We start from the raw sequence: 26,218 nt of genomic DNA, 5'->3' as shown, positions 1-26,218 counted from the left end.
CATAAACTTTTATATGGCTCAAGGGCATATTGATATGGCTCAAGGGCATATTGATATGTCGCGCCGCAGTTAGCACAACTAAAATCTAAACAATAATATCAATGGCTGTGGTAGGCAATAGCTGTATATTCAGGCTATAAGCTAGGGGCTGTTTATAATTACCCCCAGGCTATGACGCCTTTTTCATGATAATTTATAGCCTCTAGCTGCAAAGTACGGTCACCCTAGACGACTTAATTTTCTTCACACAAGCAGTAAATGTTCACCAGCGGTGGAATCAAGTTACTTAAGGGTTATGTCCTCAAAGTAATGAGGCAAGAACAGTTGGCTCATGCAAATTCGATGAGCCAACATCTACAATGAACAAATCTTATTGCTTTCACACAATAACGTTTGTTCAACGGTAGAGTAATTAGATGAACATTACTCTTTGTAAACTCGCTTGATCGGGCCTTTGTCTCCAACGAGGTACATTCTACGCCAGTTACTTCGTTCAGGTTTCTCTGCCACTATGATCCGAGCATCAGGATGCGCGTTACGAATGAATGAACTTGCTGCTGAACCTGGACTATCTAGGTTACTTAAAGATTTAGGGCGCGACTGCTCATGTTTATCAGGCGTACCGGTAAAATCACCAAAACGAAGTAAATCTTCTCCTTTGTTAAAGTTCATCCCTGCATCATCGCTTTGCCACCAGCCCACGCGAGTCTTTTTCGTTATAGGGTCGATCCCGCTTATTAAAAAACGTACATTGTTTCCATTGGTTAAGAAATCGCCACGCCCGATGGGCAGGCCACTTTCTAACCGCCCTACCCACTTTTCCCCGTTCCAGGTGAAATGGCTAGCATGTTTAGGGCCGCCTATTTGCCATCCAATATCTTCACCAATGTACGCCGAAATATGTGGTTTACCCTGCGCATCAACTTTTGTTGTTCCGTTGAATGTCCACGACTCTTGCGTATCGACGACCAACGCTTTTTCATCAGCTGCTTCTTTAATAAGCGGGATGGTTATACGTTCATCCTCCACGTTACTCCAAACATTTGTTTGAGTATTAAATTTGGCGAAGTATAGGTTTTTGCGCTCAGTTGAATGCCCTCCACGGTTGTTACGAGGCGCGTCTTTATCCCAACAGTAGTGGTAGTCAAAACCGATAACTATTTCGCTATTTGAACCTTTTGCAGCATAGGCGTACCAACTGTCAGTTCCGAGGTTATCCGCGCGACGTTTGTACTTTAAAAACGAAATAGGAGCAGAAAATGTACGACCATTATCTACCGATTTTTGATAAACCCAATCACTTCGATGTGCGCCATGCCGATAAAACAGATAAATGTCACCGTTATCCATTTTTATCGCTTGGTTATAAGTACCGAAGGGAGGGATATTATCCAAATCTTCCCAGCTCGATATATCTAAAGGTTTGCTCGATACAGCATGCTTATTTTCGCCAGAGTGAGTACCCTCGCCGAACGCGTTTTTACCATGTAGTGCTTGAACCCCACCGTGGCCGCCGTAAAAGATATGAATAAAACCTGCACCATCAATAATGAGTGTTGGTTTCCCGTGACTGTCGATTTTTTTACTCAGATCTTTACCTAAGAGACTGGTTCCAGCTTTGAATGGCCCTGTCCAAGTCTTTGTGTTGTGATCATATGCCGCGACATAGGGATCTTCCTGCGCTCCTTGATAAGCAACATAGGTAACTCCATTTAGGTGCTCACCAGAAGGATGCTGGACAACGGCTACACCTTCACCCCACCCATTTTCAGCAAAAATTCTTTTTCAACCTTACCGTTAGCACTTTTTGCTAGACCAACATTTAGCAGCCCTAGCATGGTTATAGAAAGTAGAATATGCTTGATAGCCATGTGTACCTCATCGTAATAAAGAATAGTGAAAGTGTTCGCACAGCAAAACTAAGCGCTTTTTTGCATTCGCAATAAAAAAAGAACGCCTAGCAAATCAATTATAGTGTTTCGCTGATGCCACCATATTCTCGGACTCTAACCGAGGCGCTGACCACTTCAGCATTCGTGTATAACTATTGATCATCTCTTGCTTAGTTAAACCTTCACTTTTATGACCTGTCGAATTAAAATTAGAAACGCTGAAAGCTTTTACTACATCTAACGCTGCCTCTAACCAACGTTTAAAAATCTTTTCATTTTTGGAATCAGCGAAATTTGGCGCGCCAGGAGAATAACTCGTTATGAGAAGCCAAAGGCCTTTGCTGAGTTAATTCTGTCCAAAAAAGGTTTTTGTCTACACCATTGCTCAATGTTGCAAGCAGCTAACCCCTGTACCAACAATCCTTACTAGAGATGAATGACGGATAAACTTTCTTCTGTCTATTTTCGAATTCCTAAAGAACTGAGATTCACCAAACAGCAGGGTGATTTATAGGATAGGCCTATAGCGTGAGAAAAATCAGTAACTGCATTCCCTCAAGCCATCACTAAGTAAACTGCCCATAGTTATAGCAAGTCGGTGTATTTTTTTACACTCTTAAAACTATAAAGCTTTGCAAAATAGATTCTTTTGCAAAGCTTTTATTCAGATTCATTGCTTACATTAAAATGTAGCTCGCACTCCTAATAATGCGCGGCGACCAGTGTATTCATTTAAAATCACCCGCTCTCGCACATCAGCATACCTGATAGTATTAGCATCCAACACATTGCTAACGTCAAACGTCAATTTAACATTTTCGCTTAATGTGTAACCAAATCCTAAATCCAGCTGGCCGTAGTCATCAAAGTGCTCAGCTATACCGGCTCCCCCTGAGCGACGCACTAGAAATTTATCTCGCCAATTCCAAGATATTCTCGCCGAAAAACTCTCGTCTTCATAGAATGCAATTAAATTGTAAGAGTGAGGTGTGAACCCTTCTAAGCCTGTTCCAGGAGTCGCAGCTAAGGGTAAAGCATTATTGCCTATTGCAGCCTCATCGTCTTGACCGGTTACAAACGTATAGTTGGCTTGAATTCCTGAATTGCTAAGAAACCCCGGCAAGAAATCTAAATATACTAGCCCAGCAAGCTCATAACCTTGAATTGAGCCTCCATCACGATTTCGTTCAGCTGTATCTCGAAAGATGATTTCTCCAAAAGCAGGATGACTGAAACCAGAAGGAACAAGCTCAGTTGTTTCAGAAATGAATGTGTCTATGTCTTTATAAAATAAGGATATAGAGAACGCATTTCCATTGTCACCATAATATTCTAAGGAACCATCATATTGCCAAGCTTCGAATGGTTTAAGATCTGTATTATTCGATGAACGATTTGACAGTCCAAACAGCCCACTGAAACTTTGATTGGGTGTAATAGACCCCATGTTCGGCCGAGTAATAACCTTTGATACAGCAGCTCTAAAATCGACCTTATCACTGAGCGACAATTTGAAATTCGCACTTGGTAGTAAGTTTGAATAGGAGTTATCAGCCGAAAGTTGCTGGCGTTCCGTAGTGATGTAATCTAATCCTGATGTTGCTCCATCAGCGTCAACTGGATCGATACGAATTAACTCAACCGACGGCCCTGAAGCTGTGGTTTCAGTTTCGACATACCTAAGGCCGAAATTCGCAGCCCAAGGAAGTTCTTGAAATTCACCATCCAAATCCAGTCTTACATAAGCGCCATATGTAGTCTCTTGGACACGTCTAGCAAGATCTGGGCGAGCCTGTGAAGAACAAACGTCATTATTACCTGAGCCTTCTCTTATTGCCTGACAATACCCTTCCTTATCCGTTAACAGAAATGAGCGCGGGAAATCAGCACCCGAATCGCCTAATAAGTCAGGAACCGTTACCGAAGTGAAAATATCTTCAGGTAGAGAGAAGAAACGCCCCCCCATGTTTGGTCTTGGTCCATTAGGAACATTGATGGATTCCCAAGGAGCTTGAACACCGTCTGTAGGATCGAAATGCGCAACGAAGTTGTTGTCAGCGAACAAAGTTCCTGCTGATGTATAACCTGGGTCGAACGGACCGTCGGGGTTTGATGGACGATAGATTCCAGAGTTATAAGGCAACGCTGATTTTGTGCGCTCACTGTAGAACGCCCCACTCTTTAAGCCTCTCAAAGCACCGTGATCAAGTTCATAGTTAACGTCAAAACGCCCCTCCAACACTTCATCCTCTAATTCGATTGATGGGGTTAACGCTACATGGGCTCTCGCATTTGCCGGGTCAGCTAAGTCGAGAGAAGTAGACCAAGATGGTACATCACCATTTGTCCATGTAATGATGTTATTCTGAAAGTCAGGACTAGTTTGTCCAGCCAAAGGATTATCAATAGTTCCTGGCTGCAATGGATTGTTCCAAGGGTTATTATCTTTTATCGCTGGCTGCAATCGAGTCGCAGCATTAGTTGCTTCTGCGCGAGACCAAGACACATCAGCGGTAAATGACAAGCCATTATCTGAATATAGATATCCATTCCAACCGAGCGCCACAGTTTCACTATCGCCACCTCCCTCTTCAAATCGATAATCGACTGGACCAAATGTCTTAGTAAAAGAAGTTGCGGTTCCATTCTCATTTACTTCGACATCAGCGAAAAATGGGAACTGCAAGGGCGCATTAATACCTTGAGTCGTTGTTTCACGGCTAAAATCTACGTAAAGCGCGTCAATCGTCATCCCCATATTTTCATTCGGCTCATATTGATACGTGCTACTAACACTTAAGCGCTTACGATCATCAATAGTAAAGCTTTGCCCCATTTCTTGGGGAAATCTGAATTCAATAGATTCTTCGGAGTCTACAGTAGGGCCGCTATAATAAGCCCATGGCCCTCCCCGCGACTCTTCTAATCGCGAACTGCGGTCTTCATATGACACAGCGAGCAGAATCCCCATCTCGTCATCTGCGAATGTATTGCTTACTATGCCTGAAAAACGTGGCCCCCATTCCTCACCCAAATCTTGATATCTGCCTTGTGCAGAGCCAGACATATGTAAACCAATATTGTCTAATGGACGAGCAGTACGCATATTGATGCTTGCGCCTAGACTGCCATCCCATAAATCTGATGTAGGTGTTTTCACTACGTCAGCGCCAGTCAGTACTTCTGCCGCTAGGGCTTGGAAGTCAAATGCACGAGACAAATTTACACTAGAAAAGAATATATCTACTGCACCGACATCAATCGTCGCAATTGTTCGATTGTTTAGGCGTACGGTGTTAAATTCGGGTCCAAATCCTCGAACAGTAATTTTTGAGCCTTCGCCTGACTGCCGGTCGATAAACACACCTGAGACGCGCTGTAACGATTCAGCTATATTTTGATCAGGAAACTTACCTAAGTCCTCAGCCGTAATCGAATCAACTACACTTGCTGCATCACGTTTTCTATCTAAGGCCCCAGAAAGAGAAGACCGAATACCAAGTACCTGAACTATTTCCACCTCAGATTCTTCCGCCAAAGGCTGGGCGTAAGCATCACCGACCGAATACAAGGCCGAGAGGCAGGCCACGTATAATAGATTATGTTTGAGTGTATATTTCATTGTCCTTCCTAGAGATACGTCGACAGCGTTAAAAACTTGCCGAATTATTATTGTTAAAGGCGGTGGTCCCGCTTCTTTTATCCCATCTCTATTAGCAAATTTTCTTGTGTGAGCTCTACCGCACCTCGCCGGCCAAGATGCAGAACAAATCACTATATAACGAACCACTCACGGCAGTTTGAATTAGAAAAACTTCACTAACAGAGCAATAACAATATATTCACAATTTATTCAAAAGTAAACCTTTCCAATCATTATTAATCATTAACAGTTTAATTAAGTCGTATGATATTCACAAGGCTTCTATTTAACCGATTAAAAATAACCATAAGTTCAGGTAATTTAAACTTGGCTAAATAATCTTGTGGGTATTTATACACAGGTGAATCGCTGAGGAGATTGTCAAAGGATGAGCTTTAATGGGTGGCTAATAAAGAAGTACGAGAGAAGATTGGATTTCCCTCTCATACCTTTTTAGCTCAATAGGTAAAAGAATCGCCTTTGAACAGAATGAAAGTTAATAAATTTTCTAGACTTAAATAGAAGTCGAAGGATCAAAGCGCTTTAAGAGTAATGCCATAAAGCGCAAATAAAATTTCTACCTGAAGCGAATGTGGTCTCGGTTGAGATCACTAATTTTTGAGCAGCCCATAAGTCGCATGTCCCGCTCGATTTCAGCTACCAACAGTTTCATCGCCCGCTCAACACCAGGTTGACCTGCAGCAGCTAGTGCGAATAGATAGTAACGGCCTAGCCCTACTGCTTTAGCACCCAATGCCAGCGCCTTGAGTACATGGGTGCCCCGCTGAATACCACTATCAAAAATGACATCTATTTTGTCGCCCACCGCGTCTACTATTTCAGCCAATTGGTCGAAAGAGCTACGAGAGCCGTCAAGTTGACGCCCACCATGATTGGAAATGACAATACCTGTGCAGCCAATATCCACGGCGCGCTTGGCATCGTCAGCACTCATGATACCCTTTAAGCAGAATTCACCATCCCAGAACTTCACCATTTCCTCTACATCTTTCCAGTTCATTGAAGGGTCGAGCATATTGGTAAAATAGTCGCCAATTGAGCTAGCACCCTTACCCATGTCGATATGAGCGTCAAGCTGAGGTAAAGAAAACTTTTCATGTGTTAAGTAGTTAATTCCCCACATGGGACGAGTCGCAAATTGCCAAAGTCCTTGCAGGTTTAATTTAAATGGAATTGAGAAGCCTGTACGTAAGTCCCGCTCTCTGTTGCCGCCAGTGATTGAATCTACCGTTAGCATCATTACATTTACGTTGGACTCTTTTGCTCGCTGCATCATGGCGTTGTTAAGACCACGGTCTTTGTGAAAATAAAACTGATAAACTTGAGGCGTATCATATTGGCGAGCGATTTCTTCCATACTCACAGTACCGAGAGACGACACTCCGAACATAGTGCCATATTTTTGGGCAGCACCCGCAGTGGCTCGCTCCCCCCGGTGATGAAACAGACGCTGTAACGCTGTGGGTGACAAATAGACAGGTAAATCTAGTTTTTGCCCCATGACCTCAACGCTAAGATCGACATCTTTAACACCGGTTAATACCTGCGGAATAAGATCGCAGCTCTGAAAGGCTTCGGAGTTGCGACGCATAGTAACTTCATCGTCTGCTCCACCATCTATATAGTTAAATATCGGTCCAGGCAGCCTGCCTTTAGCTAGCTTTCTGAAATCATGGTAGTTAAAACAGTCGTGTAACATCATATACGTTTTTCTTATTCCGTTTGTATTTACAGCTTCTATTATTATTATTATCAATTCGCTTTTTGTAGGGTACAGATTTACTGGTAGAAAGCGGCTACCAATTCGCTTTAAACGATACCAGAGCCACTCGCATTCGGGTCGCGAGGACGGTCTTTGTCCATGCGTGTTCTGTAGTCAATCGAGCGATATACACCTATAGGATTTATCGCAGCCGATTGACGGTATCGAGCCATAGCTAATATGGGGGTAACGTCAACATTGAACGCCTTTTTAAGCTCCAATGAAGCCATCATCGCGTCGTTACTTTCCTGATAGCCGTAGAGCGATTCACGATCTACAAGCAATGCCTTTATATAAGAGCGCTGAACTTCGATTGCAGAGACAATGAGGCTTTCAATAGGATCCGTCACGTTATGAGATTGATCTAGCATGTATGAGGGGTCAAATTCAGCTTGCTGACGATACTCCGCATCAACCAATTCATTAAAAATCAAGAACTGCTGATATGGATGCAAAGAGCCGCTGTCCAAATCATCATCCCCATATTTACTATCGTTGAAATGAAACCCACCCAATTTTTTGAATTGAATTAAACGAGAAACAATCATTTCAATATTAGTGTTAGGGGCGTGATGGCCTAAATCGACAAGTGATTTACACTTAGGCCCCAAATGCATTGCTGCCAGTATATTTGAACCCCAATCCTGGATGACTGTTGAGTAGAAAGCTGGCTCGAACATTTTATGTTCGATATGCATTTCCCAGTCACTGGGTAAACCAGCATAAACTTTTTCCATGCTCGATAAGTAACGTTCAAATGCTTTTTGAAAGTGCTGCTGTCCAGGATGGTTAGAGCCATCGCCGACCCAAACAGTCAAACTATTTGCACCTAGTTGCTGACCATACCCTATGCAATCTAGATTATGTTGAATAGCAAGATCTCGTGACGATTGCTGCGTATTGCTCATGCTACCGTATTTATATGACGTTTCTTGCCCAGGTTGATCTTGAAACGTATTTGAATTTACTGAAACCCATTTAATGCCATACTCATCAGAGGTTTGCTTTAGTTCACTAAAGTCATCTACTTTATCCCAAGGGAAGTGTGGAGAAACACTGTCAGTACAACCTGATAACTCATTGATTACCGAACAATCCTCTAGTTTTTCGAAGATGTTGCGAGGCTCACCCTTTAAAGGGAAACGAGCGAAGCGCGTACCACCGGTGCCTGTCCCCCAAGAAGGGACGGCAATCTGAAACTTCTCAGCCGCTTCTGTAAACTTTTCGATATCTATACCGTCACGGCCTAACTTTTCTGCTAATGCATCATAATCAGACTTCAAATCTGTATAGAGTTCTTCGTTTTTATCTTTTATTAAAGATGATTCAATTCTTCGTAACATAATGTACTCCTAGCGTAGGAAGGCTTCGTGTAAACCACCGTCTACACTAATAATTTGGCCGGTCGTTTTGCTTAACTGACCGGAGACAAGTAAATATGCAGCTTCGGCCTGATCTTCGGGCGTTATGGGCAACTTGGTCAAAGTTCGTTGAGCATAAAACTCAGCTAAACTTGTACGTAAGTCTTCGGTTGTGTCAGATTCGTCAAATGGAATGTTGTATTTCGATAGCGAAGAAATCACCCGGTCTCTAGGAAACATACTACTTCCTTGAACAACGGTTGCCGGAGCAAGTGCATTCACGTTAACCAGAGGCGATAACGTGACAGCCAGTTCCCGCACTAAATGGTTTGCCGCTGACTTACTAGTGTCGTAGGCTAAAGAACCTTTCTTAGATACAGCACCATTTACGCTAGTTGTTAGCACCATCATGCCTTTGAGCTGTTGTTTTTCCCAAACTTTTTGAGCTTCAGAGGCAACAATATACCCCCCCTTGACGTTAACATTGAAACTCAGGTCGAATGCCTTGTCGTTTTTCGCTAAATCGTCACCCTCAGCAAGGAATACTCCCGCAGTCACAATGACCTTGTCGATACCACCGTAGGCTAGCGTAACGTTGGTGAACAATTCTTCTACCGTTTCACGTCTTGTAATATCCACTTCAAGCGCGATAGCAGGGCCGCAAGATGAAATACCTGATCCAGAAACGCCGATACCTTTACCGTAAATTTCTTCTAACTCTGCTGCGGTCGCCTTCGCATTGTCTAATCGCAAATCTGCGCATACAACATGAGCTCCCTCGCTGGCCACACGGTGAGCCACGGCTTTGCCGATACCGTCACCCGCCCCAATGACTACAACTACGTCACGAGCCAGCGGTGCTTCTTTAGGCATGCGCTGAAGTTTTGCTTCCTCTAGAGCCCAATATTCAATGTCGAAGGCTTCTTGTTGCGGAAGCGCCGTATATTCAGAAATCGCTTCTGCTCCTCGCATAACCTCGATCGCGCAATTATAAAACTCTGCAGTAACGCGTGATTCACTTTTGTTTTTGCCCCATGCAATCATTCCAATACTAGGTATTAACACTACTGTCGGACTCGGATCGCGCATCGCAGGGGAGTCAGGTCGTTTACACGCCTCATAATAAGACGTGTAATCAGCTCTGTATTTCTCAAGGGCTGCATCAAACTTCGTTACTAATTCGTCAAGTGAATCCGTTTCTGGATTGAAATCGACATATAGTGGCTTTATCTTCGTTCGAAGGAAATGATCTGGACAAGAGGTACCAAGCTCAGCAAGTCGAGGAGCGTCAACACTATTGACAAATCTTAGTGTCGCTTTATCATTTTGAAGCGTACCTATGTATTTAACATTTTTCGACAACTTGCCCCTTGCGATAGGCATGAAGTCGGTAAGAAGGCTTTTCGCTTCATCTTCGGATAACGACTGAACCTTTTGTCCGCCAAATGTGTTTTCACCCTTATCATGTTCTTCAATATAACGAGCAGCAGTTTCAATAACCCACAATGATGTTTCATAGCAGCTTTTGCTTTCTGAAGACCAGTTGGTATGTCCGTGTTGACCTAATAAAATACCCCATATGTCAGGATTCGCTTCATAGGTATCTTCACATACTTTTGCCGCTTCCCACCCGGGTCGCATCCAAGGAACATAGGCTAGTTTCCCGTCCCAAATCTTAGCGGTTAAAGCTTCTTGATCTTTACACGACGCCACAGAAATAACTGCATTAGGATGCAGATGGTCAACATGCTTTTCTTCGATCATTGAGTGTAGTGGAGTATCGATTGACGAAGCACGAGGGTTTAAGCAGAAATTACAATGCTTAAACATTCCCACCATCTTATCTTCACCAGCACTTTTGTATCCCTTTTCTGGATACTGCTGATACACGTTGTCTAATGCTCGAAGTTTATCTGCATATAATGATGAAAAATTTTCTTTTTTCGATGTTCTTAAATCACCACCTGAACCTTTAACCCACAAAACTTCAACTTGTTCACCAGTCAATGGATCCTCTTCGAACAACTTTGCAGACGTATTACCGCCACCAGTATTGGTAATTCTTTGGTCTTCGCCAAGCTTGTTCGATCGGTAAACGAGATTTTCTACAGGAGAAAGATTGTCAGCTTCTTCGTCTTTCCAAAGGTACTTAACATGCTTGTAATCATCAGGTTTGAAAGCCATGAATTAGTCCTATCTTATTAAATGTTGATTGTTAATTTAGTCCATTATGCTTGGACTCTGATTTATGCAATCACAATACATGTAGAATCCAATACTTGTCAATCATTTTCAATCACAAAGAACACTAAAATGACTATTTAACGAAGCATCGTGATTACTATTGATGCCTTCGTGACTAAATATTACTTTTCCGGCTTATCGCTTTAAACCAAGCATCTACGTAAGGCCTTAGTCCGACAAAGTCCGTCGTTGACACAGGCGAGACCTCTAAGTTGCTCACGTTTCCATTTTGATAATCAATTAATGAAGCTGCACCTAACACAGTTCCTGTGGCGTCAGTGGAGGCAAATACACTTTGTCCTGCTCTTAACTGGGCGACAAGACCACACAATAAAGGATTCTTAAGAAATGCACCTTCGATATAAATGGGGCCCTGAGCTTGAAGATCATCTAGCCTTTGGCTAATCATCATCGCGCAATACAAGGTCGCGATTGCTTGAGGCGCGGGAGGGGTCTTAGGGCATAGAAGTTGAGGGGTATAATTGCCAAAAGGGCCATTACCATCACTAAAATCAGGCGTCACCATCCATAAATTATCAATCGCACGCTGAATGTCAGACTCGGTGGGATTCATTTTGATATTGCCTCCCAATGTAGTGCATATTTTTTCATACTCACGGCCACCCATAAACCTAGCACAGCATACAGGATCACCGTTTATATCTACGTTAGCCAAGGTGTCCGGTTTGCTCTGTAAATGGCTGACCTGTCCATTAGCCTGCATTAATATAGTCCACGTACCTGTAGAAATTACGGTAAATTCTTGATCGTGTTTCAAGCTTAAATTTAGGTATCTCAGATAACTAGCGTTGCTGTCGTGAATTCCGCAATAGATTTTGCACGAAGTAGGTAAAGTAGTAGCCTGCGACACTTCTGGACTTATTTCACCAATGCAGTCCCACGCAGACTTGATAGAAGGAAATAGCTTTGTCCAATCATTTGCTATGCAAATTGAAGAATATTCTCGTTTGATTGGATTCCAAAGGTCGGTATGGCAACCTAAAGAGGTAACTTCCGAGCTCACATTTGCGCCCAATCTCCAAGCCCAATACTGTGGGTAAAGCAGTATCGATGTGACTTTCGCAAATTCAGTAGGATAAGATCGTTCTAGCCAAAACAGCTGCCTACCAAGGTTAAGTCCCGCGGGTAAAGAAGGTGAGAATGTTTCTTGAAAATTAGGCCGAGCTTCTTCGTAATCAGCACTAACTTCGTCTAGGCCGTCATATTCATAATCTAAAACAGGTATTACTAATGCACTCTGTCTATTTTTCTCACGCTCGTCTATCAATGCTGCGGTAGCACCATGTGTAGTAATAACAAGCCCTTCCACTTGCTTTGAATAGGTACAAGAGTGAAGAGTTTCAATCAACCATTCCCAAATACTACTAACATCGGCTTGAGGATATTGTCCGGCAATAGGAGCGTTTTTACAGCTGAAGCTAGCTACTTGTTGCTCCTCTTTCACAAACAATAATTTTATGTGTGTTTTTCCTATATCTAAAACAGCCTTCACTCTATTTCTACCCCTAAAACAAACAATTATTAAGCTCCTCTGATTAGTGCTATGTTGGTCTTTACGTGACTTAGCATTAATCCATTGAGCATCTCATGTGTGCTACATAACTGAACGCTCTTAAGAAAACGTAGCGTTAAATGAACAATGCGTAGAGTCCAGTGCATACGTTTAATTCTGTTCAAGTTGTAGAGCATTTATCTCTCGCTTAAACAGCGGTCTAACGGATTGAGCTCCAACCCCCGCAAAAGCTAAAAGAATATAAATGACAACACAGAGGGATTATATAACAGAAAATGATTGAATTTGAATATTTTTGATTGAATCTAGAGGTTTTAAAATATATCAGGTATATTTAATAAAATAGTCTTGCTATATAAATAGCGTAGCACTTTAAAAGGTTCAGGACCCCAAACATTTAAGTGGCTTCATGCTAAGAAGCCCTTTAATAAACAGGAGTCCTCCGTTCAATTAAACGGTGACAGCTTGGGCATCGACTACAATCACTTCGATGTCCCAACGGCGAAATTCTTCCAGTACTTTTTCATCGGCGCGGCTATCGGTAATGACAATATCAACGGCTTCTAAGCCGCAAAAAACTAAGTTGCTCTGTAGACCTATCTTGGTGCTATCAGCCAAAACAACTAACTTATCAGCTTGTTTACGTAACTTTTTTTCAGCGAGTATAAGTAACGGATCAGATTCCATCACGCCGTATTTACTGATACCGGGCGTGCCCATAAACATCATACTTCCGCGATAATTTTGCGTTGTATCATTTTCAAAGGAACTGAGAATTATACTTTGCTTCCTATACACTTCGCCGCCCGGCAAGGTGATTTGGTTTTGGCTGTTCTCAACCAAATCTTGAGAAAGAACAAATGAATTAGTAAGCACATTCAAGCGTTTTTCTCGAAGAAACTCTGCCATCATAAATGTAGAACTCCCCCCATTGATGATAATTGATTCACCGTCAGAGCATAGTTCGCAAGCAACTTTAGCTATTTGTCTTTTTATGTCGGCGTTTTTCTCTTTATCAATTAAAAACGCATTGCCAGATAGATAAAAGTTAGAAGTTGAGCCTGAATCAATGACTTGAGCTCCCCCTCGTATTTTTTTAATTTTCTTTTGCACAGACAACTTATTAAGATCTCGTCGAATAGTTGCCTCCGAAGCTCCTAGTTGAGAGCATAACTCCGGCACACTCGCAAATGTGGACTCCTCCAACACTTCTAGAATCAACTGTTGTCGCTGCTTTTCAAGCATTTTCACTTATCCTTTTGGCATTATTTGTTTCAATATAATCACCAAACCAGCCAAAATCAATCAAAAAAATTAATTCATGATTGATTTTGATAGGCGTTTTGTAACATTTTATTGTTTTAAACTAACTTAACGCAGATATTTCAATATGATCCATATCATCAAACTCTTGATTTTCACCGCCCATAGCCCAGATAAAACTATAGTTGGTCGTTCCTACGCCGCTATGAATCGACCAACTTGGAGAAGCAATAGCAACTTCAGGTGCCAATGGTAAGGTTTTGACCTCTTTGGGCTCACCCAGCATATGGAAAACGCGTTCGCTTTGCTCAAGCTCAAAATACATATAAATTTCAGTGCGCCTAAAATGAGTATGGGGAGGTTTGGTATTCCAGACACTACCCGATTTTAGCTCCGTAATTCCCATGACTAATTGACAACTATCAACGATCCCTGGGCGAATAGACTGAAAGATAGTTCTTTCATTAGACGTTTCCTGCGAACCAAGCTCAATTTTTTTTGCATCTGACTTAGGAACATACACAGTCTTGGTAATTCGGTGAGCGGGATAAGAGATCATGTAAAATTTTGCTGGGCTATTCGCATCTACAGAAGACAAAACAACGTTTTTACTCCCGCGTGAAACATAGAGGCTATCTTTCATTGCCATGTCATAGGTTTCACCATCTACCTCAACAGCACCTTTTCCACCAATGTTAATAATCCCTAATTCACGACGTTCACAGAAGTAATCAGCCGCCAACTCTTTGTGAGTTGGAATTTGAATGCTTTCCGATAAAGGCATTGCTCCACCAATAACCGCACGATCAACATCAGTATAAGTTAACGAAAGCGCGCCTGGAGTAAACAGAGGCTCAGTTAAGAACGCCTCTCTCAACTCTTTATTTGTCATACTGGGATAGCTTCGTTTGTTTGTTGAAAATAAAAAATTCATAAGACCACCTTATAGTCGTTGAAAATAAAGAATATGGACGCTGAGTTAACGAGCCATCCAACCGCCATCGACGAGCAGAACATGACCGTTCACATAAGAGGATGCTTCAGACGACAAGAATACTGCTGCTCCAGCTAAGTCATCTGGGGTGCCCCATTTGTCAGCTGGTATTCGACTGCTAATGCTTGCATAACGATCTTTATCTTGTCGGATGTTGAAGGTATTGTCCGTTTCAAAATAACCTGGTGCGATGGCATTTACTTGAATGTTGCTGTTCGCCCATTCATTTGCCAGTGCTTTTGTTAGCTGTGCCACACCACCTTTACTCGCAGCGTACGCTGGAACGGTGATCCCACCGGAAAAACTAAGCAGAGAGGCGATATTAATTATTTTGCCACTGCCTTGCTCGAGCATTTTCTTGCCCACTTCACGGCAAAATGTGAAGACGCCGTTTAAATTTACATTGATGACTTCGCTCCAGTCTGCATCCGAGAATTCGTGAGCAGGAGAGCGCTTAATAGTACCGGCGTTATTCACCAGCACATCAATGCGGCCATGGGTATCAAGGATTTTACCTACAGTATCGATTATTTCTTTAGTGCTAGATTGATCACAACCGTATCCAGCACATTCGATACCTTTTTCTTTTAATTGACTCAATGTAGCCTCAACACTTTTTGATGAAGATCCGATGGCTACTACTGTCGCCCCTGCCTCACCAAGCGCCATTGCTATCCCCTGCCCTAGCCCGCGGCTAGCGCCAGTAACAACCGCCACTTTGCCTTGTAAGCCGAATTTTTTAATTAAATAGTCTGACACGTCATGCTCCTAGTAATTTTTTAATGGGTAGGTCAAATTAGCCCTAACAGTTTCGGAAGAAATTCGCTGATTTGCGGGAATGCAATCGTCAATACCAATGCAATTAACATTGCTGCGTAAAGAGGAAGTATTGGTCTCATTATGCTGCTAATTGAAACCCGCCCAACGCTACAACCCACGAACAGAACACTACCAACCGGAGGAGTGCACAAGCCAATCGATAGGTTTAAAATCATCATGATCCCAAAATGCAAAGGTGAAATACCTAGCATTTCAGCAATGGGAAGAAATATTGGAGTGAAAATAAGCACTGCTGGCGTAACGTCCATAAAGGTACCTACTGCCAACAAGAGCAAATTCATAATTAATAGAATAATAAGCGCATTTTCCGACAGCGATAAAAGTGAGTTGCTGATGGTTTGAGGGATCTGTTCATACGACATCAGCCAAGACATTGCAGCAGAAGCGCCAATCAAAAACATGACAATAGCGGTGGTGTTTATTGTTTTTAGAAAGATTGGATATAAATCTTTAACGCGCAGTTCTTTGTACAATCCAAGAGATAAAACCAAAGAGTATATTACGGCAATAGCTCCTGCTTCTGTGGGTGTGAAAAAGCCACCGATAATCCCGCCTATTATCAGAACGATCAGAAATAAACAAGGAATAGCACCAATTAAGCTTGGCCAGAATTTTCCTATGCTTATTGTTTTGTCGGTTGTTATACCGTGGCGCTTAATATAAAAACTTGCGCCCAACATCAGTAGCACGGTCACTAGTAGACCAGGCAAATAGCCGGCGATAAATAATGCAGCAATAGACACACCGCCACTGGCTAGTGAGTAAATGATTAAAATATTGCTTGGTGGTATTAACATACCCGTTGTAGCAGCTGTGACCGTAACGGCGGTGCTGAAAGGTTTGTCATACCCCTCTTTTTCCATCGCAGGGATCATAAACCCACCAACAGCTGATGTTGCAGCCACCGCAGAACCCGAAATGGAACCAAACAATGCACAAGATATAATATTTACGAAAGCGAGCCCTCCGGGCAGCCTACCGACAAGCACTTTAGCAAACTCTATAAGTCGTACTGCGATGCCTCCCTGCCCCATCAAATATCCTGATAAAACAAAAAACGGAATCGCTAACAAAGCAAAGCTATCAACCCCCACCGATAAGCGTTGTGCTAAAGTCGTTAACGCGGGTAAAGTGTCAATAGTTAAAAGCATGGTAGCAAGGGTGGCTACGATAATACTTACTGCGATTGGAATATTTAGAACGAGTAAGATGACAAATAGGCCGAACAAAATTAACGATGTCATAACGCGAGCTCCCTCAGCTTATTGGAATCTTTCAGTTCAAGAAGACCCAATATGCTATACACGATAAATAAAAGGCCGCTAACAGGTGTAACTGCATACACCGCCCCCATGGGAAGCCCTAACACTGCTGAACGTTGTTCCAGTAATAAGGTGATATATGCCAGGTTCAAGCCGCCTACAACTAGTACGCTAATCGCAAATAGAATCACCAAGACATAGCCCATTTTTGCTACGAGCATTGATGTAGAACGAGACATCTTATTGACTAGATAATCAAATCCGAGATGGCTGTGTGTGTGAAACGCGTAAGCGCTACCGAGTAAGCTAATCCAGATTAGTAAAAAACGTGCAAGCTCCTCGGTAAAGGAGCTCGGATGAGGTAAAATAAACCGAGTAATTACTTGCCATGTTACATTAATGACTAACAGCGCCATCATTGACGCTAATAGAACTCGCAATACACGGTTTAAATTCACGATGAAACTCTTGAAAGTATTCACCTATCACCTCCTATGTCCCGAATTTTAGAAACCAACGCTTCCAATTCCGAGCCTTTCAAAGACCGATATATTGGCTGTACGCTTTTTTCAAATAGTGTTTTGTCAGCTTTAATTACTTGTACGCCAGCTTCGGTAACGATCTTCAAGGAATCCGCTGTTGATTTTTCCCATAATTCCCTTTGATACTCAGTAGCAGACTGCATCGCAGCTTCTAACCAACCTTTTTGTTCAGTGGAAAGCTTATCCCACAGATGTGTTCCGACAACGATCACATCAGGAATCGATGTGTGTTCATCTAAAATTAGGTACTTACTGACTTCGTAGTGTTTGGAATAAAAGAAGCTAGGCAGATTATTTTCTGCACCATCGACAACCCCCTGTTGCAAAGAAGTGTATAACTCACCCCAACTCACGGGCGTTGCAGCCCCCCCCATCGTGTTGACCATGGATACAGCCGTTTGGCTATTCATTACTCTAACCTTTAAGCCGGTTAGATCTTCTGGTGAAGTAACTTTCTTTTTTGTGGTGTAAAAACTTCGACTGCCAGCGTCAAAGTAACCGAGTCCTTTGAAACGAAATGGCTCGGCAGCATCAAGAAGCGCCTTGCCTACTTCCCCATTTAACGTTTGCCAATAATGGGTTTTATCGCGGAAAAGATAAGGAAGGCTGAAGATTTTCATTTCAGGGACAAATGTCTCAAGTGCGCTGGCAGAAACTTTTGTCATTCCCATGCTGCCAATTTGTATTAGCTCAAGTACTTCGCGTTCATCACCAACTTGCGATGATGGATATATCACTATGGTCATTTCTCCACCCGAAAGGCGCTCTAGCTCATCCTTCAGATAAACGAGTCCTTCGTGCACAGGGTGGTTAATATCAAGCTGATGCCCTAAACGAATCGCAACTTTGTCATTGTCCAATACTTCTTCACAACCAGATAATAGGATTACAGAAGTTAGAATCAGTAAAGAAATGAATCTATTGAGTTTCATAACTCCCCCTCAACCAAAGGGATATCTTTATTCACTATAGCGCCGATGTGCATAATGACTTGCGCCGCACAAAACTGCCCAGCGCGAATGCTACGTTCTAGCGAATAGCCCTTTGCCCTAGCCGCTAAAAACGCGCCATTAAACGAATCACCGGCTGCGGTCGTATCAACTGGACTCACTACATTGGGAACATCAAAAAATACGGTATTGGTTAAGTCTGCTAAATGAATACCTTCAGCGCCGTTTTTGACGATGACTTCGATTGCGCCTTTCTCTAACCAGCGTGCAGTGCAAGATGTTATAGAGTGCGGCCCATATAGCGCTATCTCGTCCTCCATGCTTAACAATGCAATATCAGTAACACCCATTATTTCGTCAAAGGTTTCAACCGCTTCCGAAATGGAGCTCCAGTTTTTTGCTCGGTAATTATTGTCGAATACAACTTGACCACCTGACGCTCGAAAATGACGTAGATATTCAAACAAGCGGCGTCTTGCTGGCGCTGAATAAAGTGACAGCGTAATACCGCTTAGGAAAATGGCGTCATACTTATCTAACTCGCTTAGTATTTCCGGAAACTCATCTAATAGAGCCCGTGCAGGCGAATTGGCTCGCCAATAATGAAAGTGACGCTCTCCTTGGTCGTCATTTTCAATTAAATATAGTCCAGGGACGGTGTTGGGAATTATCTTTACATGCTCTATTCCTACTCCTTCGGTACGCCAAGATTCAAGCATTTTAGAGCTAAAAATATCATCACTTAGGGCCGTGATATACTCGACCTCGCCATCACACCTAGCGAAATAAACTGCGGTGTTTAATGTATCTCCGCCATAACCAAGCAAGTAAGCACTACTCTCGCAGTTAGATAATTCAACCATGCATTCGCCAATTACCGCTAACCTCACATTCGTACCTATATCTACCCTATGAGCTTCATTTGGCGATTGTGACAACGCCTGATGTGCTCAAAAAAATCATTAAATAAATGTAAAATGATTGTATATGAATAAATTGCAATCAGCAATAATCATTATCAATCATTCAAGTTTCGTTATTACGATTGCTGTAGGCGCACATTTGATAGGAAAAGGATGGTATGTAATACCGGGGTTGATTAGCAGAGCGCATGCTAAAGTTAATAACTAGACGTTCACAAACGCTCTACCCAGGTGATACGCTAAAACGCTTAAAAACTGTTTAAAAAATGTTCTCTAGCCTTAACCTCTGGTGTTCTCGCATCTTCATAGTCATTCACATATTGAAGCGCTCGCTTATTGAGTGCGTCCGTGAGGTACTTATACTTTGGAAGATACGCTAGGTTGTTTCGCTCCAACGGATCATTCTTTAAGTCATATAGCTGTAAGTAATCATTCTTATAAAAGTTCACCAGTTTCCAGTGCTCTGTCCTGACGCCAAACATTGGCGGTATTGATGCACGCTTTGGTTGATACATATGCTCGAAGAAAAATTCTGTTCGCCAGTTATCCTCGGAATCTGCACCTATAAGAGGGACTAGACTTCTCCCTTGATAACTTGAAGGTTTGGAAACGCCAGCCATATCTAATATTGTTGGTGCAATATCGATATTAAGTGCCATTTCAGTTATTTTCTGACGCGTCTTCTGTCTTGGGTCCTTAATAATCAAAGGTACTCTTAAATCTTCTTCCCACCCGAACCACTTGCCGGCTAACTGACGCTCATTCAACGAGTAACCATTGTCCCCTGTGTAAATAATGATTGTATTATCGTCAACGCCTAGCTTTTTAAGTTGAGCAGAAATTGCCCCTACGGCTTTATCTACACTACTAATAGCTCTGTAGTGCCTTTTAATAATTCGCTGATACATTTTAGGATTGGCGAATCTATATTCCCATCGCACTCTAGCCATAGACCCTTTTAGAAACTCCGGCAACTCTTCAAAATCATGTTTCGTAGAATTGTTCGCGTCAGGAACAGTGACATCTTGATAATATTCCTCAAACTCAGGCGGATAGTGAAACTGGTCTACTTTATCTGTGTCATGGGCATGAGGGTTCCAAAAATTTACCGCGAGTACCCAAGGCTTGTTTGTATTGCTGGCATCTCGAATAAATTCATTAGCAAGATTTTGTATATAGTAGGTCTGAGGTATGTCTTTATCATTCCAGCGATTAGTTTTTGATTGAAGTAGTGGTTTAAAGTAGTCAAATTTGTCCTGATCAGCTCCGGACATTTTAATTTCGTATTTTCCGACAAAACCGGTGGTGTAACCAGCTTGCTTTAGCAAGGCCGGATACATATTGGCTGATTCGACCTCTCCTGTAGGTGGCCTGCTAAAAGTGTAGTCATGAGTCCGTTCCGTCAATCCAGTCAAAATGCTTATTCTGCTTGACGCACAAATCGGCGTGGTAACGAAAGCGTTTTCAAATACGATCCCCTCCTCGGCGATAGCATCAAGGTTTGGCGTTTGTATTAGGCTGTTTTTACTACCCAACAAGTCCCAACGATGATCATCAGCTAAAATGAAAACAATGTTGGGCGGTTTATTGGTGTCTTGAGGGGTTTCCTGTGCAGTCACTTTCAGACTCAGAAAAATCAGTAGTAAAAAGCAGAATAAGTTTAGAAAAAATGAATACTTCATATTCAATTTACCTCAGAAAATGGAGAGGCCCCATTGGCTCATTACCAAATAGGGCGAACCTAAAAGAAAGGCGTTACTGCTTAGCTGTATTCACATTGTTTGAATCGTCCACTGCCACATCGGCAGGTTTAGATCTTGCGATATATGCATATGTCGCACAGACGAAGTAGAGCATTGTTACAACAAATAACGCATTATGTAGGGTTGGCGAGCTACCTTCTGCGTACGCATACACACCAATAACTAAACAAGAGAACAATGACATAACGGCAACTATTGAAGCTATTTTAACGGCTAAAGCGCTTTTCACTTTTTCTTCTAAAGCGCTTTTGGTTTGTATTTCCTGAAGATATGTTTTCTCAAGTGTTTTCCGCTTTAACTCGTCCTGCTCTTCTATTTCAGATTCAGGGTAACGTTCTTTTGCTCCCAGAAACGCGGCAAGTAAGCAGTAAATGACCGTAGAGTATATCCAGATAGGTATTAGTAAGAAGAACAGATGCAATGAATTTGTTCTTTCTAATATATAACTCAGTATCAACGCTGAAATCCACGTTATCACCGCAGCATAATTGGTAGTATTACCTTTGTATTTAGACCAATATCTTGTTAAGCCTATTTTTTCGAAAAGCCAGTGCTCTGCGACGATAACTGCGCCAATAGGCGCCATCATTAAGCCCATAATACCCACAAAACCCAAAAGTTGTGAAAATACAAAAGGGAAACATGCAATGATTGTGGTCACTATGCCTACAACGACTGTGGATTTTTCTCTACTCCATTTGGGATTCAGCGAGCTGAATGCTAAACCTGCACGATAAATCGTAGGGTTTGACGTAGTCCAACCTGCAATAATAACCGCGATGATTCCACATGTGCCTAGCGCTTGGTAAGCTACAGCTCCTGGATCAAGGTTAGTAATAGACGTGTGTATGATAATGGCAGCGCCCGCCCCCATTATCCCAGCGCAAATCCACGCGAGGTAATGACCGATAAACATACCTAAAGCGGAAAAGAATCCGTATTTTGGATAACGAGCAAAACGCAGCAGTGTCATATCCCCCATACCGCCATGCATTGCTAAATTCGCAACCCATGCGAAAGCAGCGACGTGCCAAAGTCCTACTTCACTACTTGTTTTCACCCAAATTGATTCATTTGCCATAGTAAAGAAATCCGAGAATGAGGAAATACTCGAGATACCAGGCGTCGAGGCGATCAAAGCCGGTAGCATGAACAATGCCCCAACGATAAACATCAAGATCATCCAGGGAGCACATACCTCAGCAAACGCTGCTAGTTTTTCAAAACCCTTTACCGCCATGAAAACGACAACAGCACCGACAAAAAGCGCGACTAAGACAAACCTAAAGTCAGAGGGAAACCATTCTACTTGCGGTGGAATGTCTAACAGTATCCGTACTGCGGAGGCTGATACAGTTATCATAGCTCCTGCCAATACACTAAATAATATCCCGTTAACCACACTGTAGATTTTAATCGTTCCCTTTCCTGCAATCTTCTCTAGATAGGCATAAAGCGTTAAGCGTGTATCAGTGGCGATCGGAGCAGTTAAGAGCCCCCATGTAAGCACGGCCAGAAGGTTACCAAGAAGAAGTCCAATTAAAATATCACCAGCACCGACTCCCCAAGATACAAATAGGGCCCCGATTACAAACTCAGTTCCAGCGACATGCTCCCCAGCATAGCTTCCTGCGAACGCGCGAGCTGGCTGAAGTTTACCTGGGCTGATTGGTTTCGTTTCAAACTCATCTGAAGTAGACACATTTTCTCCATTATTTTTCTTTTAAGGCGCCTTTGAGTCACTTGAACGTAGGGAGCCACTTTTTACACGGAAGTAAAAATGATTGATTTTGAGCGATTATGACTTAAATGTTACATCCAATCAATAGAGTTGTTAGCGCAATGTTGTTAATAATGAGTTTCATACGAAAAAAGATAATATTTACAATATTAGACGTTAATTAAGATTAAAAAATTAATGCTCCGCACACTATCAATATTGATAAAATCCGATTTAAAACAAGCAGATATGTTTATTCCAAGCTAAAATTATCATTTATATTGTTGAAAGTTACGGCCATATAACATTAGGAAGTTACAATCGTTTTCTAGTGAATGGAGTCTTTTTACTAACACACAGTATCTATTGGTAGAAACGGCCTAAGATAAGTGTTGTAAATTACAACCAAATAACTAAAACCGCCCTCCCACTACCAATCTAAAAAACTAGGTTTCGTTACTGACCAAACGACCCGTTGTAAATTACAACCTAATGTATGAAACCAACCTCTCGATACCAATGTAAAAGTTCTAGGTTTCGTCACTGACCAAACGATGTGTTGTAAATTACAACTGAACACCTGAAACGAACCCCTCGCAACCAATCTAAAGTGTCTACTTTTAGTAGCTCACCAAGCAGAGTGTTGTAAATTACAACTGAACTCCTGAAACCGCCCTCTCGCTAACAATCTAAAATATCTAGGTTTAGTAACTCACCAAACGATGTTTTGTAAATCACAACTAAACGTTTGAAACAAATCTCTCGTTACCAATGTAAAATATCTAAACTTATCAACTGACCAAACGACCTGTTGCAAAATACAACCAAACACCTAAAACCGCCCTCTCGCTACCAATCTAAAATATCTAGGTTTGGTAGCTCACCAAGCAGAGTGTTGTAAATTACAACCGAACGTCTGAAGCCGCCCCCGACTGCCAATGTAAAAAACCTAGGTTTCGCAACCAACCAAACGATGTGTTGTAAATTACAACTGAATACCTGAAACGAACCCATCGCTACCGATCTAAAGTATCTAAACTTATCAATTGACCAAACGACCTGTTGCAAAATACAACCAAACACCTAAAACCGCCCTCTCGCTACCAATCTAAAATATCTAGGTTTAGTAGCTCATCAAGCAGAGTGTTGTAAATTACAACTGAATACCTGAAACGAACCCATCGCTACCGATCAAAAGTATCTAGGTTTAGTAACACACCAAACGGCCTGTTGTAATTACAACTCCGGGAAAATGAAACTACTGATCGGATTGCTGAGAAAATCCGAAACAGAAATAAATGGATATTAGGGCAAGTTAGCCAGTTGTAATTTACAACTGGCAGCTAATGGAAGTATTAAATAAGAATTGAAATAAAAATTAGCAAGAAAAAGGTAAAGAACTACTTAAATGCGCCAATTTGTTCCAGTGCATTGATAATTTCGTCTACATTACTACGATCAGGTAACCCAACAAAATTGAGGCTAATACGGTCCCCTACCCTCTTTGCTGTCATCTTTGAACCGTCTAAATATAACGTTTTAGCAATTGGATTTAACACATCAGAAACGTGTTTGATAACCGCTTTAAGGAACAGATTATCTTTCCTAGTTGGGTAATTCTCTTTAATAAAAGCAATTGCTTCTCGGACACCGGATTTATCTTTTTCATAAAGAGCTGCCACTTCAATCAATTGATTTAGCTTTACCTTGGTTACATCTAATAGGACATCCTGCATGTTCTCTTCTTCGTAAAAAACACGCGCTTTTAAACTACGAGATAGATTTCCTTTATCCCAACCAATCAATTCGGCTATTTCATTATTAGACAAAATACCATCTTTAACCAAAGGCAGAATGGAAAGCCAACGCTCATAAGGGGTAATATCTTGACGGTCTTCATTTTCTGACAACATAACTTTGGTGGCATCAGCGTCATTCAAATCACGCAAAAACGCCTTGAAAACGCCTACAGAACGACTGGCTTCAAACCGAACACGACCAACTATTAGTTCATAAATAATGCGACCATCCGCTGTAACTTTGTTCGTTTTTCTGACGATACCGGGAAAGTGTTGCCCTTCTTTAGTAATGGATCTTTTTATTTGCTGAACTTTTACTGTATCTAACGAACTAGTATGTCTATCGTGGTACTTGAACATGATGACTTGGTCATGCTCCAAATAAAGAATCGGCTCTTTTACGGACTTGGCCCGTTTTTCGGAGGTTCCCATTGCCAACTTTATCGCAGGATTTCGTGTCTGTGTTGCATTACCAGTTTCTGGATTAACAACCTCAACATGTTCGCTATCGGTTTTTTTATCATTGAGCTTATCTAACAAACCACCAATGTTATTTCTACGCTTAACCATCGTATCCACTCCTTCTGGTTAGATCTTTGATAATTTCATTAAAGAGGCCACGCATATTTTCAGTGATTCGCTTATCAGGTTTCTCAGACTCCCAAGGAGTTTGAAAAACAGCAGAAGAGTTATCAATCGATTCAGAATGTAACATTTGATTAGAGTACATATGAGAATCCAGCACAGCTTCCATTACTTCCATAAACTCTCTGGCCATGGAATTACGACGGTCATACATAGAGACCATGACTTTAATACTATTAAACGTTTTACCTTGCGCTACTCGTCCAACATATTCGGTAGCCGTTTCAAGGAACTGACGAGTACTAACAAAATCAAGCATTCTAGGAGGGCAGGGGATAATGATGTTATCCACTGAAAGTAAGGTCTGAATACCAATAATTCCTAGACTTGGTGGAGCATCAACAAAGATAAAATCAAATTGGTCTTTAATCGTGTCCACACCGTCCCTTAAGCGCTGGAAATATTCGAGCGCTTCATCTGCCGATCCGCCACTAATCTGTGAAGCAGCTTCAAACTCTGAACTACTCAAATGTTGATTAGCAGGGATAATATATAAATCGTCAAAATGAGTAGGCTTTATAGCGTATTCGAGGGAGTTCTGTTCTCCGTAGAGCGTGTAGGGCAGAACAGTTTCATCTTCAGAAATCTCTTCATCAGCAATTATACCGAATAACGCAGTAGAGCTTGCTTGTGAATCCATATCTATTAAAAGCGTTTTAAAACCCTGTAAAGCGGTATACTGAGCAATATTAACAGCTGTCGTAGTCTTACCAACCCCTCCCTTAAAGTTATAAAGAGCAGTGGTGATGCCAAGGAAACTTTCAGGCGATTTGCGCTTAGCTTTAGGAACGATCCCAAAATGGTTGCGAAGAGCGTTCACTTGCTCCAAAGTATACCCAAGACGTCTACCAGTATCTGGGTTAAGATCAGGCTTGCTGATAATTCCCTGTTCTTCAGCCTTGTATAAAGTCGTAGTACTCTTTCCAATTAAGTTACAGACCTCTTTAGTCGAAAAAAGCCTCATTTTTCTTCTAGAGTGCGGAGCAATACCTTGGTTGCGAGCATGTTGGATAAGCGTATCCATAGCTTCTGTAACTTCTTTAAGTGATGATTCAGCCAC

The 26,218-nt window shown here is 42.0% G+C and carries 18 protein-coding genes; all 18 read right to left on the bottom strand.

Annotation, left to right across the window (positions count from 1 at the left end; all coding sequences use genetic code 11):
* Positions 1-423: 423 nt before the first annotated feature.
* On the bottom strand, positions 424-1,779 hold the full coding sequence (locus AC0VYA_RS22045) for a BNR-4 repeat-containing protein (RefSeq protein WP_475491189.1): 1,356 nt from the start codon (positions 1,777-1,779) through the stop codon (positions 424-426).
* Entirely contained in the window at positions 1,746-1,871 is a 126-nt protein-coding gene (locus AC0VYA_RS22040) for a hypothetical protein (RefSeq protein ID WP_475491165.1), read from the bottom strand. The genes AC0VYA_RS22045 and AC0VYA_RS22040 overlap by 34 nt, the downstream gene beginning before the upstream one ends.
* Before the next feature lie 703 nt (positions 1,872-2,574).
* On the bottom strand, positions 2,575-5,514 hold the full coding sequence (locus AC0VYA_RS22035; protein WP_475491164.1) for a TonB-dependent receptor: 2,940 nt from the start codon (positions 5,512-5,514) through the stop codon (positions 2,575-2,577).
* A 598-nt stretch (positions 5,515-6,112) separates the two neighbouring features.
* Entirely contained in the window at positions 6,113-7,258 is a 1,146-nt protein-coding gene (locus AC0VYA_RS22030; RefSeq protein WP_475491163.1) for an alpha-hydroxy acid oxidase, read from the bottom strand.
* A 107-nt stretch (positions 7,259-7,365) separates the two neighbouring features.
* Positions 7,366-8,661: a sugar isomerase gene (locus tag AC0VYA_RS22025; protein ID WP_475491162.1), complete on the bottom strand. Its 1,296-nt coding sequence runs from the start codon at positions 8,659-8,661 to the stop codon at positions 7,366-7,368.
* A 9-nt stretch (positions 8,662-8,670) separates the two neighbouring features.
* Positions 8,671-10,863 (bottom strand): bifunctional rhamnulose-1-phosphate aldolase/short-chain dehydrogenase, encoded by a 2,193-nt coding sequence (locus AC0VYA_RS22020; protein ID WP_475491161.1) that lies wholly within the window; start codon positions 10,861-10,863, stop codon positions 8,671-8,673.
* A 175-nt stretch (positions 10,864-11,038) separates the two neighbouring features.
* Positions 11,039-12,436 (bottom strand): FGGY-family carbohydrate kinase, encoded by a 1,398-nt coding sequence (locus tag AC0VYA_RS22015; protein WP_475491160.1) that lies wholly within the window; start codon positions 12,434-12,436, stop codon positions 11,039-11,041.
* Positions 12,437-12,907: 471 nt separating this feature from the next.
* Positions 12,908-13,702, bottom strand: a complete 795-nt coding sequence (locus AC0VYA_RS22010) for a DeoR/GlpR family DNA-binding transcription regulator (protein ID WP_475491159.1) — start codon at positions 13,700-13,702, stop codon at positions 12,908-12,910.
* Between the two features lie 121 nt (positions 13,703-13,823).
* Positions 13,824-14,654 carry a 5-dehydro-4-deoxy-D-glucuronate isomerase gene (gene kduI, locus AC0VYA_RS22005; protein WP_007992174.1) on the bottom strand — a complete coding sequence of 277 codons (831 nt, stop codon included), beginning with the start codon at positions 14,652-14,654 and terminating at the stop codon, positions 13,824-13,826.
* Between the two features lie 45 nt (positions 14,655-14,699).
* Positions 14,700-15,473, bottom strand: a complete 774-nt coding sequence (locus tag AC0VYA_RS22000) for a glucose 1-dehydrogenase (RefSeq protein ID WP_007992172.1) — start codon at positions 15,471-15,473, stop codon at positions 14,700-14,702.
* Positions 15,474-15,505: 32 nt separating this feature from the next.
* Positions 15,506-16,798, bottom strand: coding sequence for a TRAP transporter large permease (locus AC0VYA_RS21995; RefSeq protein ID WP_475491158.1), 1,293 nt, complete (start codon positions 16,796-16,798; stop codon positions 15,506-15,508).
* Positions 16,795-17,298, bottom strand: coding sequence for a TRAP transporter small permease (locus AC0VYA_RS21990; protein WP_039992904.1), 504 nt, complete (start codon positions 17,296-17,298; stop codon positions 16,795-16,797). Before AC0VYA_RS21990 ends, AC0VYA_RS21995 begins: the two co-directional genes overlap by 4 nt.
* Positions 17,295-18,290 carry a TRAP transporter substrate-binding protein gene (locus tag AC0VYA_RS21985; RefSeq protein WP_475491157.1) on the bottom strand — a complete coding sequence of 332 codons (996 nt, stop codon included), beginning with the start codon at positions 18,288-18,290 and terminating at the stop codon, positions 17,295-17,297. Before AC0VYA_RS21985 ends, AC0VYA_RS21990 begins: the two co-directional genes overlap by 4 nt.
* Positions 18,287-19,198, bottom strand: coding sequence for a sugar kinase (locus tag AC0VYA_RS21980; protein WP_007992168.1), 912 nt, complete (start codon positions 19,196-19,198; stop codon positions 18,287-18,289). Before AC0VYA_RS21980 ends, AC0VYA_RS21985 begins: the two co-directional genes overlap by 4 nt.
* Before the next feature lie 281 nt (positions 19,199-19,479).
* The gene (locus AC0VYA_RS21975) at positions 19,480-20,913 is read right to left on the bottom strand and encodes a sulfatase-like hydrolase/transferase (RefSeq protein WP_475491156.1); all 1,434 of its coding nucleotides are present in this window, start codon (positions 20,911-20,913) and stop codon (positions 19,480-19,482) included.
* Between the two features lie 73 nt (positions 20,914-20,986).
* Positions 20,987-22,696: a purine-cytosine permease family protein gene (locus tag AC0VYA_RS21970; protein WP_475491155.1), complete on the bottom strand. Its 1,710-nt coding sequence runs from the start codon at positions 22,694-22,696 to the stop codon at positions 20,987-20,989.
* A gap of 1,418 nt (positions 22,697-24,114) precedes the next feature.
* The gene (locus AC0VYA_RS21965) at positions 24,115-25,083 is read right to left on the bottom strand and encodes a ParB/RepB/Spo0J family partition protein (RefSeq protein WP_475491154.1); all 969 of its coding nucleotides are present in this window, start codon (positions 25,081-25,083) and stop codon (positions 24,115-24,117) included.
* On the bottom strand, positions 25,076-26,218 hold the full coding sequence (locus AC0VYA_RS21960; protein WP_007992394.1) for an AAA family ATPase: 1,143 nt from the start codon (positions 26,216-26,218) through the stop codon (positions 25,076-25,078). Before AC0VYA_RS21960 ends, AC0VYA_RS21965 begins: the two co-directional genes overlap by 8 nt.

The organism is Paraglaciecola sp. QJM3NY_14 (genome assembly GCF_056173245.1).
The sequence above is the reverse complement of the archived record's forward strand: the minus strand, read 5'-3'. Positions and strand labels throughout refer to the sequence as shown.

What these genes read in the sequence shown, in the direction of transcription:
- AC0VYA_RS22040 (WP_475491165.1), bottom strand. Translation starts at nt 1,871, where the DNA reads ATGGCTATCAAGCATATTCTACTTTCTATAACCATGCTAGGGCTGCTA.
- AC0VYA_RS22035 (WP_475491164.1), bottom strand. Translation starts at nt 5,514, where the DNA reads ATGAAATATACACTCAAACATAATCTATTATACGTGGCCTGCCTCTCG.
- AC0VYA_RS22030 (WP_475491163.1), bottom strand. Translation starts at nt 7,258, where the DNA reads ATGATGTTACACGACTGTTTTAACTACCATGATTTCAGAAAGCTAGCT.
- AC0VYA_RS22025 (WP_475491162.1), bottom strand. Translation starts at nt 8,661, where the DNA reads ATGTTACGAAGAATTGAATCATCTTTAATAAAAGATAAAAACGAAGAA.
- AC0VYA_RS22020 (WP_475491161.1), bottom strand. Translation starts at nt 10,863, where the DNA reads ATGGCTTTCAAACCTGATGATTACAAGCATGTTAAGTACCTTTGGAAA.
- AC0VYA_RS22010 (WP_475491159.1), bottom strand. Translation starts at nt 13,702, where the DNA reads ATGCTTGAAAAGCAGCGACAACAGTTGATTCTAGAAGTGTTGGAGGAG.
- kduI (WP_007992174.1), bottom strand. Translation starts at nt 14,654, where the DNA reads ATGAATTTTTTATTTTCAACAAACAAACGAAGCTATCCCAGTATGACA.
- AC0VYA_RS21995 (WP_475491158.1), bottom strand. Translation starts at nt 16,798, where the DNA reads ATGACATCGTTAATTTTGTTCGGCCTATTTGTCATCTTACTCGTTCTA.
- AC0VYA_RS21985 (WP_475491157.1), bottom strand. Translation starts at nt 18,290, where the DNA reads ATGAAACTCAATAGATTCATTTCTTTACTGATTCTAACTTCTGTAATC.
- AC0VYA_RS21975 (WP_475491156.1), bottom strand. Translation starts at nt 20,913, where the DNA reads ATGAAGTATTCATTTTTTCTAAACTTATTCTGCTTTTTACTACTGATT.
- AC0VYA_RS21965 (WP_475491154.1), bottom strand. Translation starts at nt 25,083, where the DNA reads ATGGTTAAGCGTAGAAATAACATTGGTGGTTTGTTAGATAAGCTCAAT.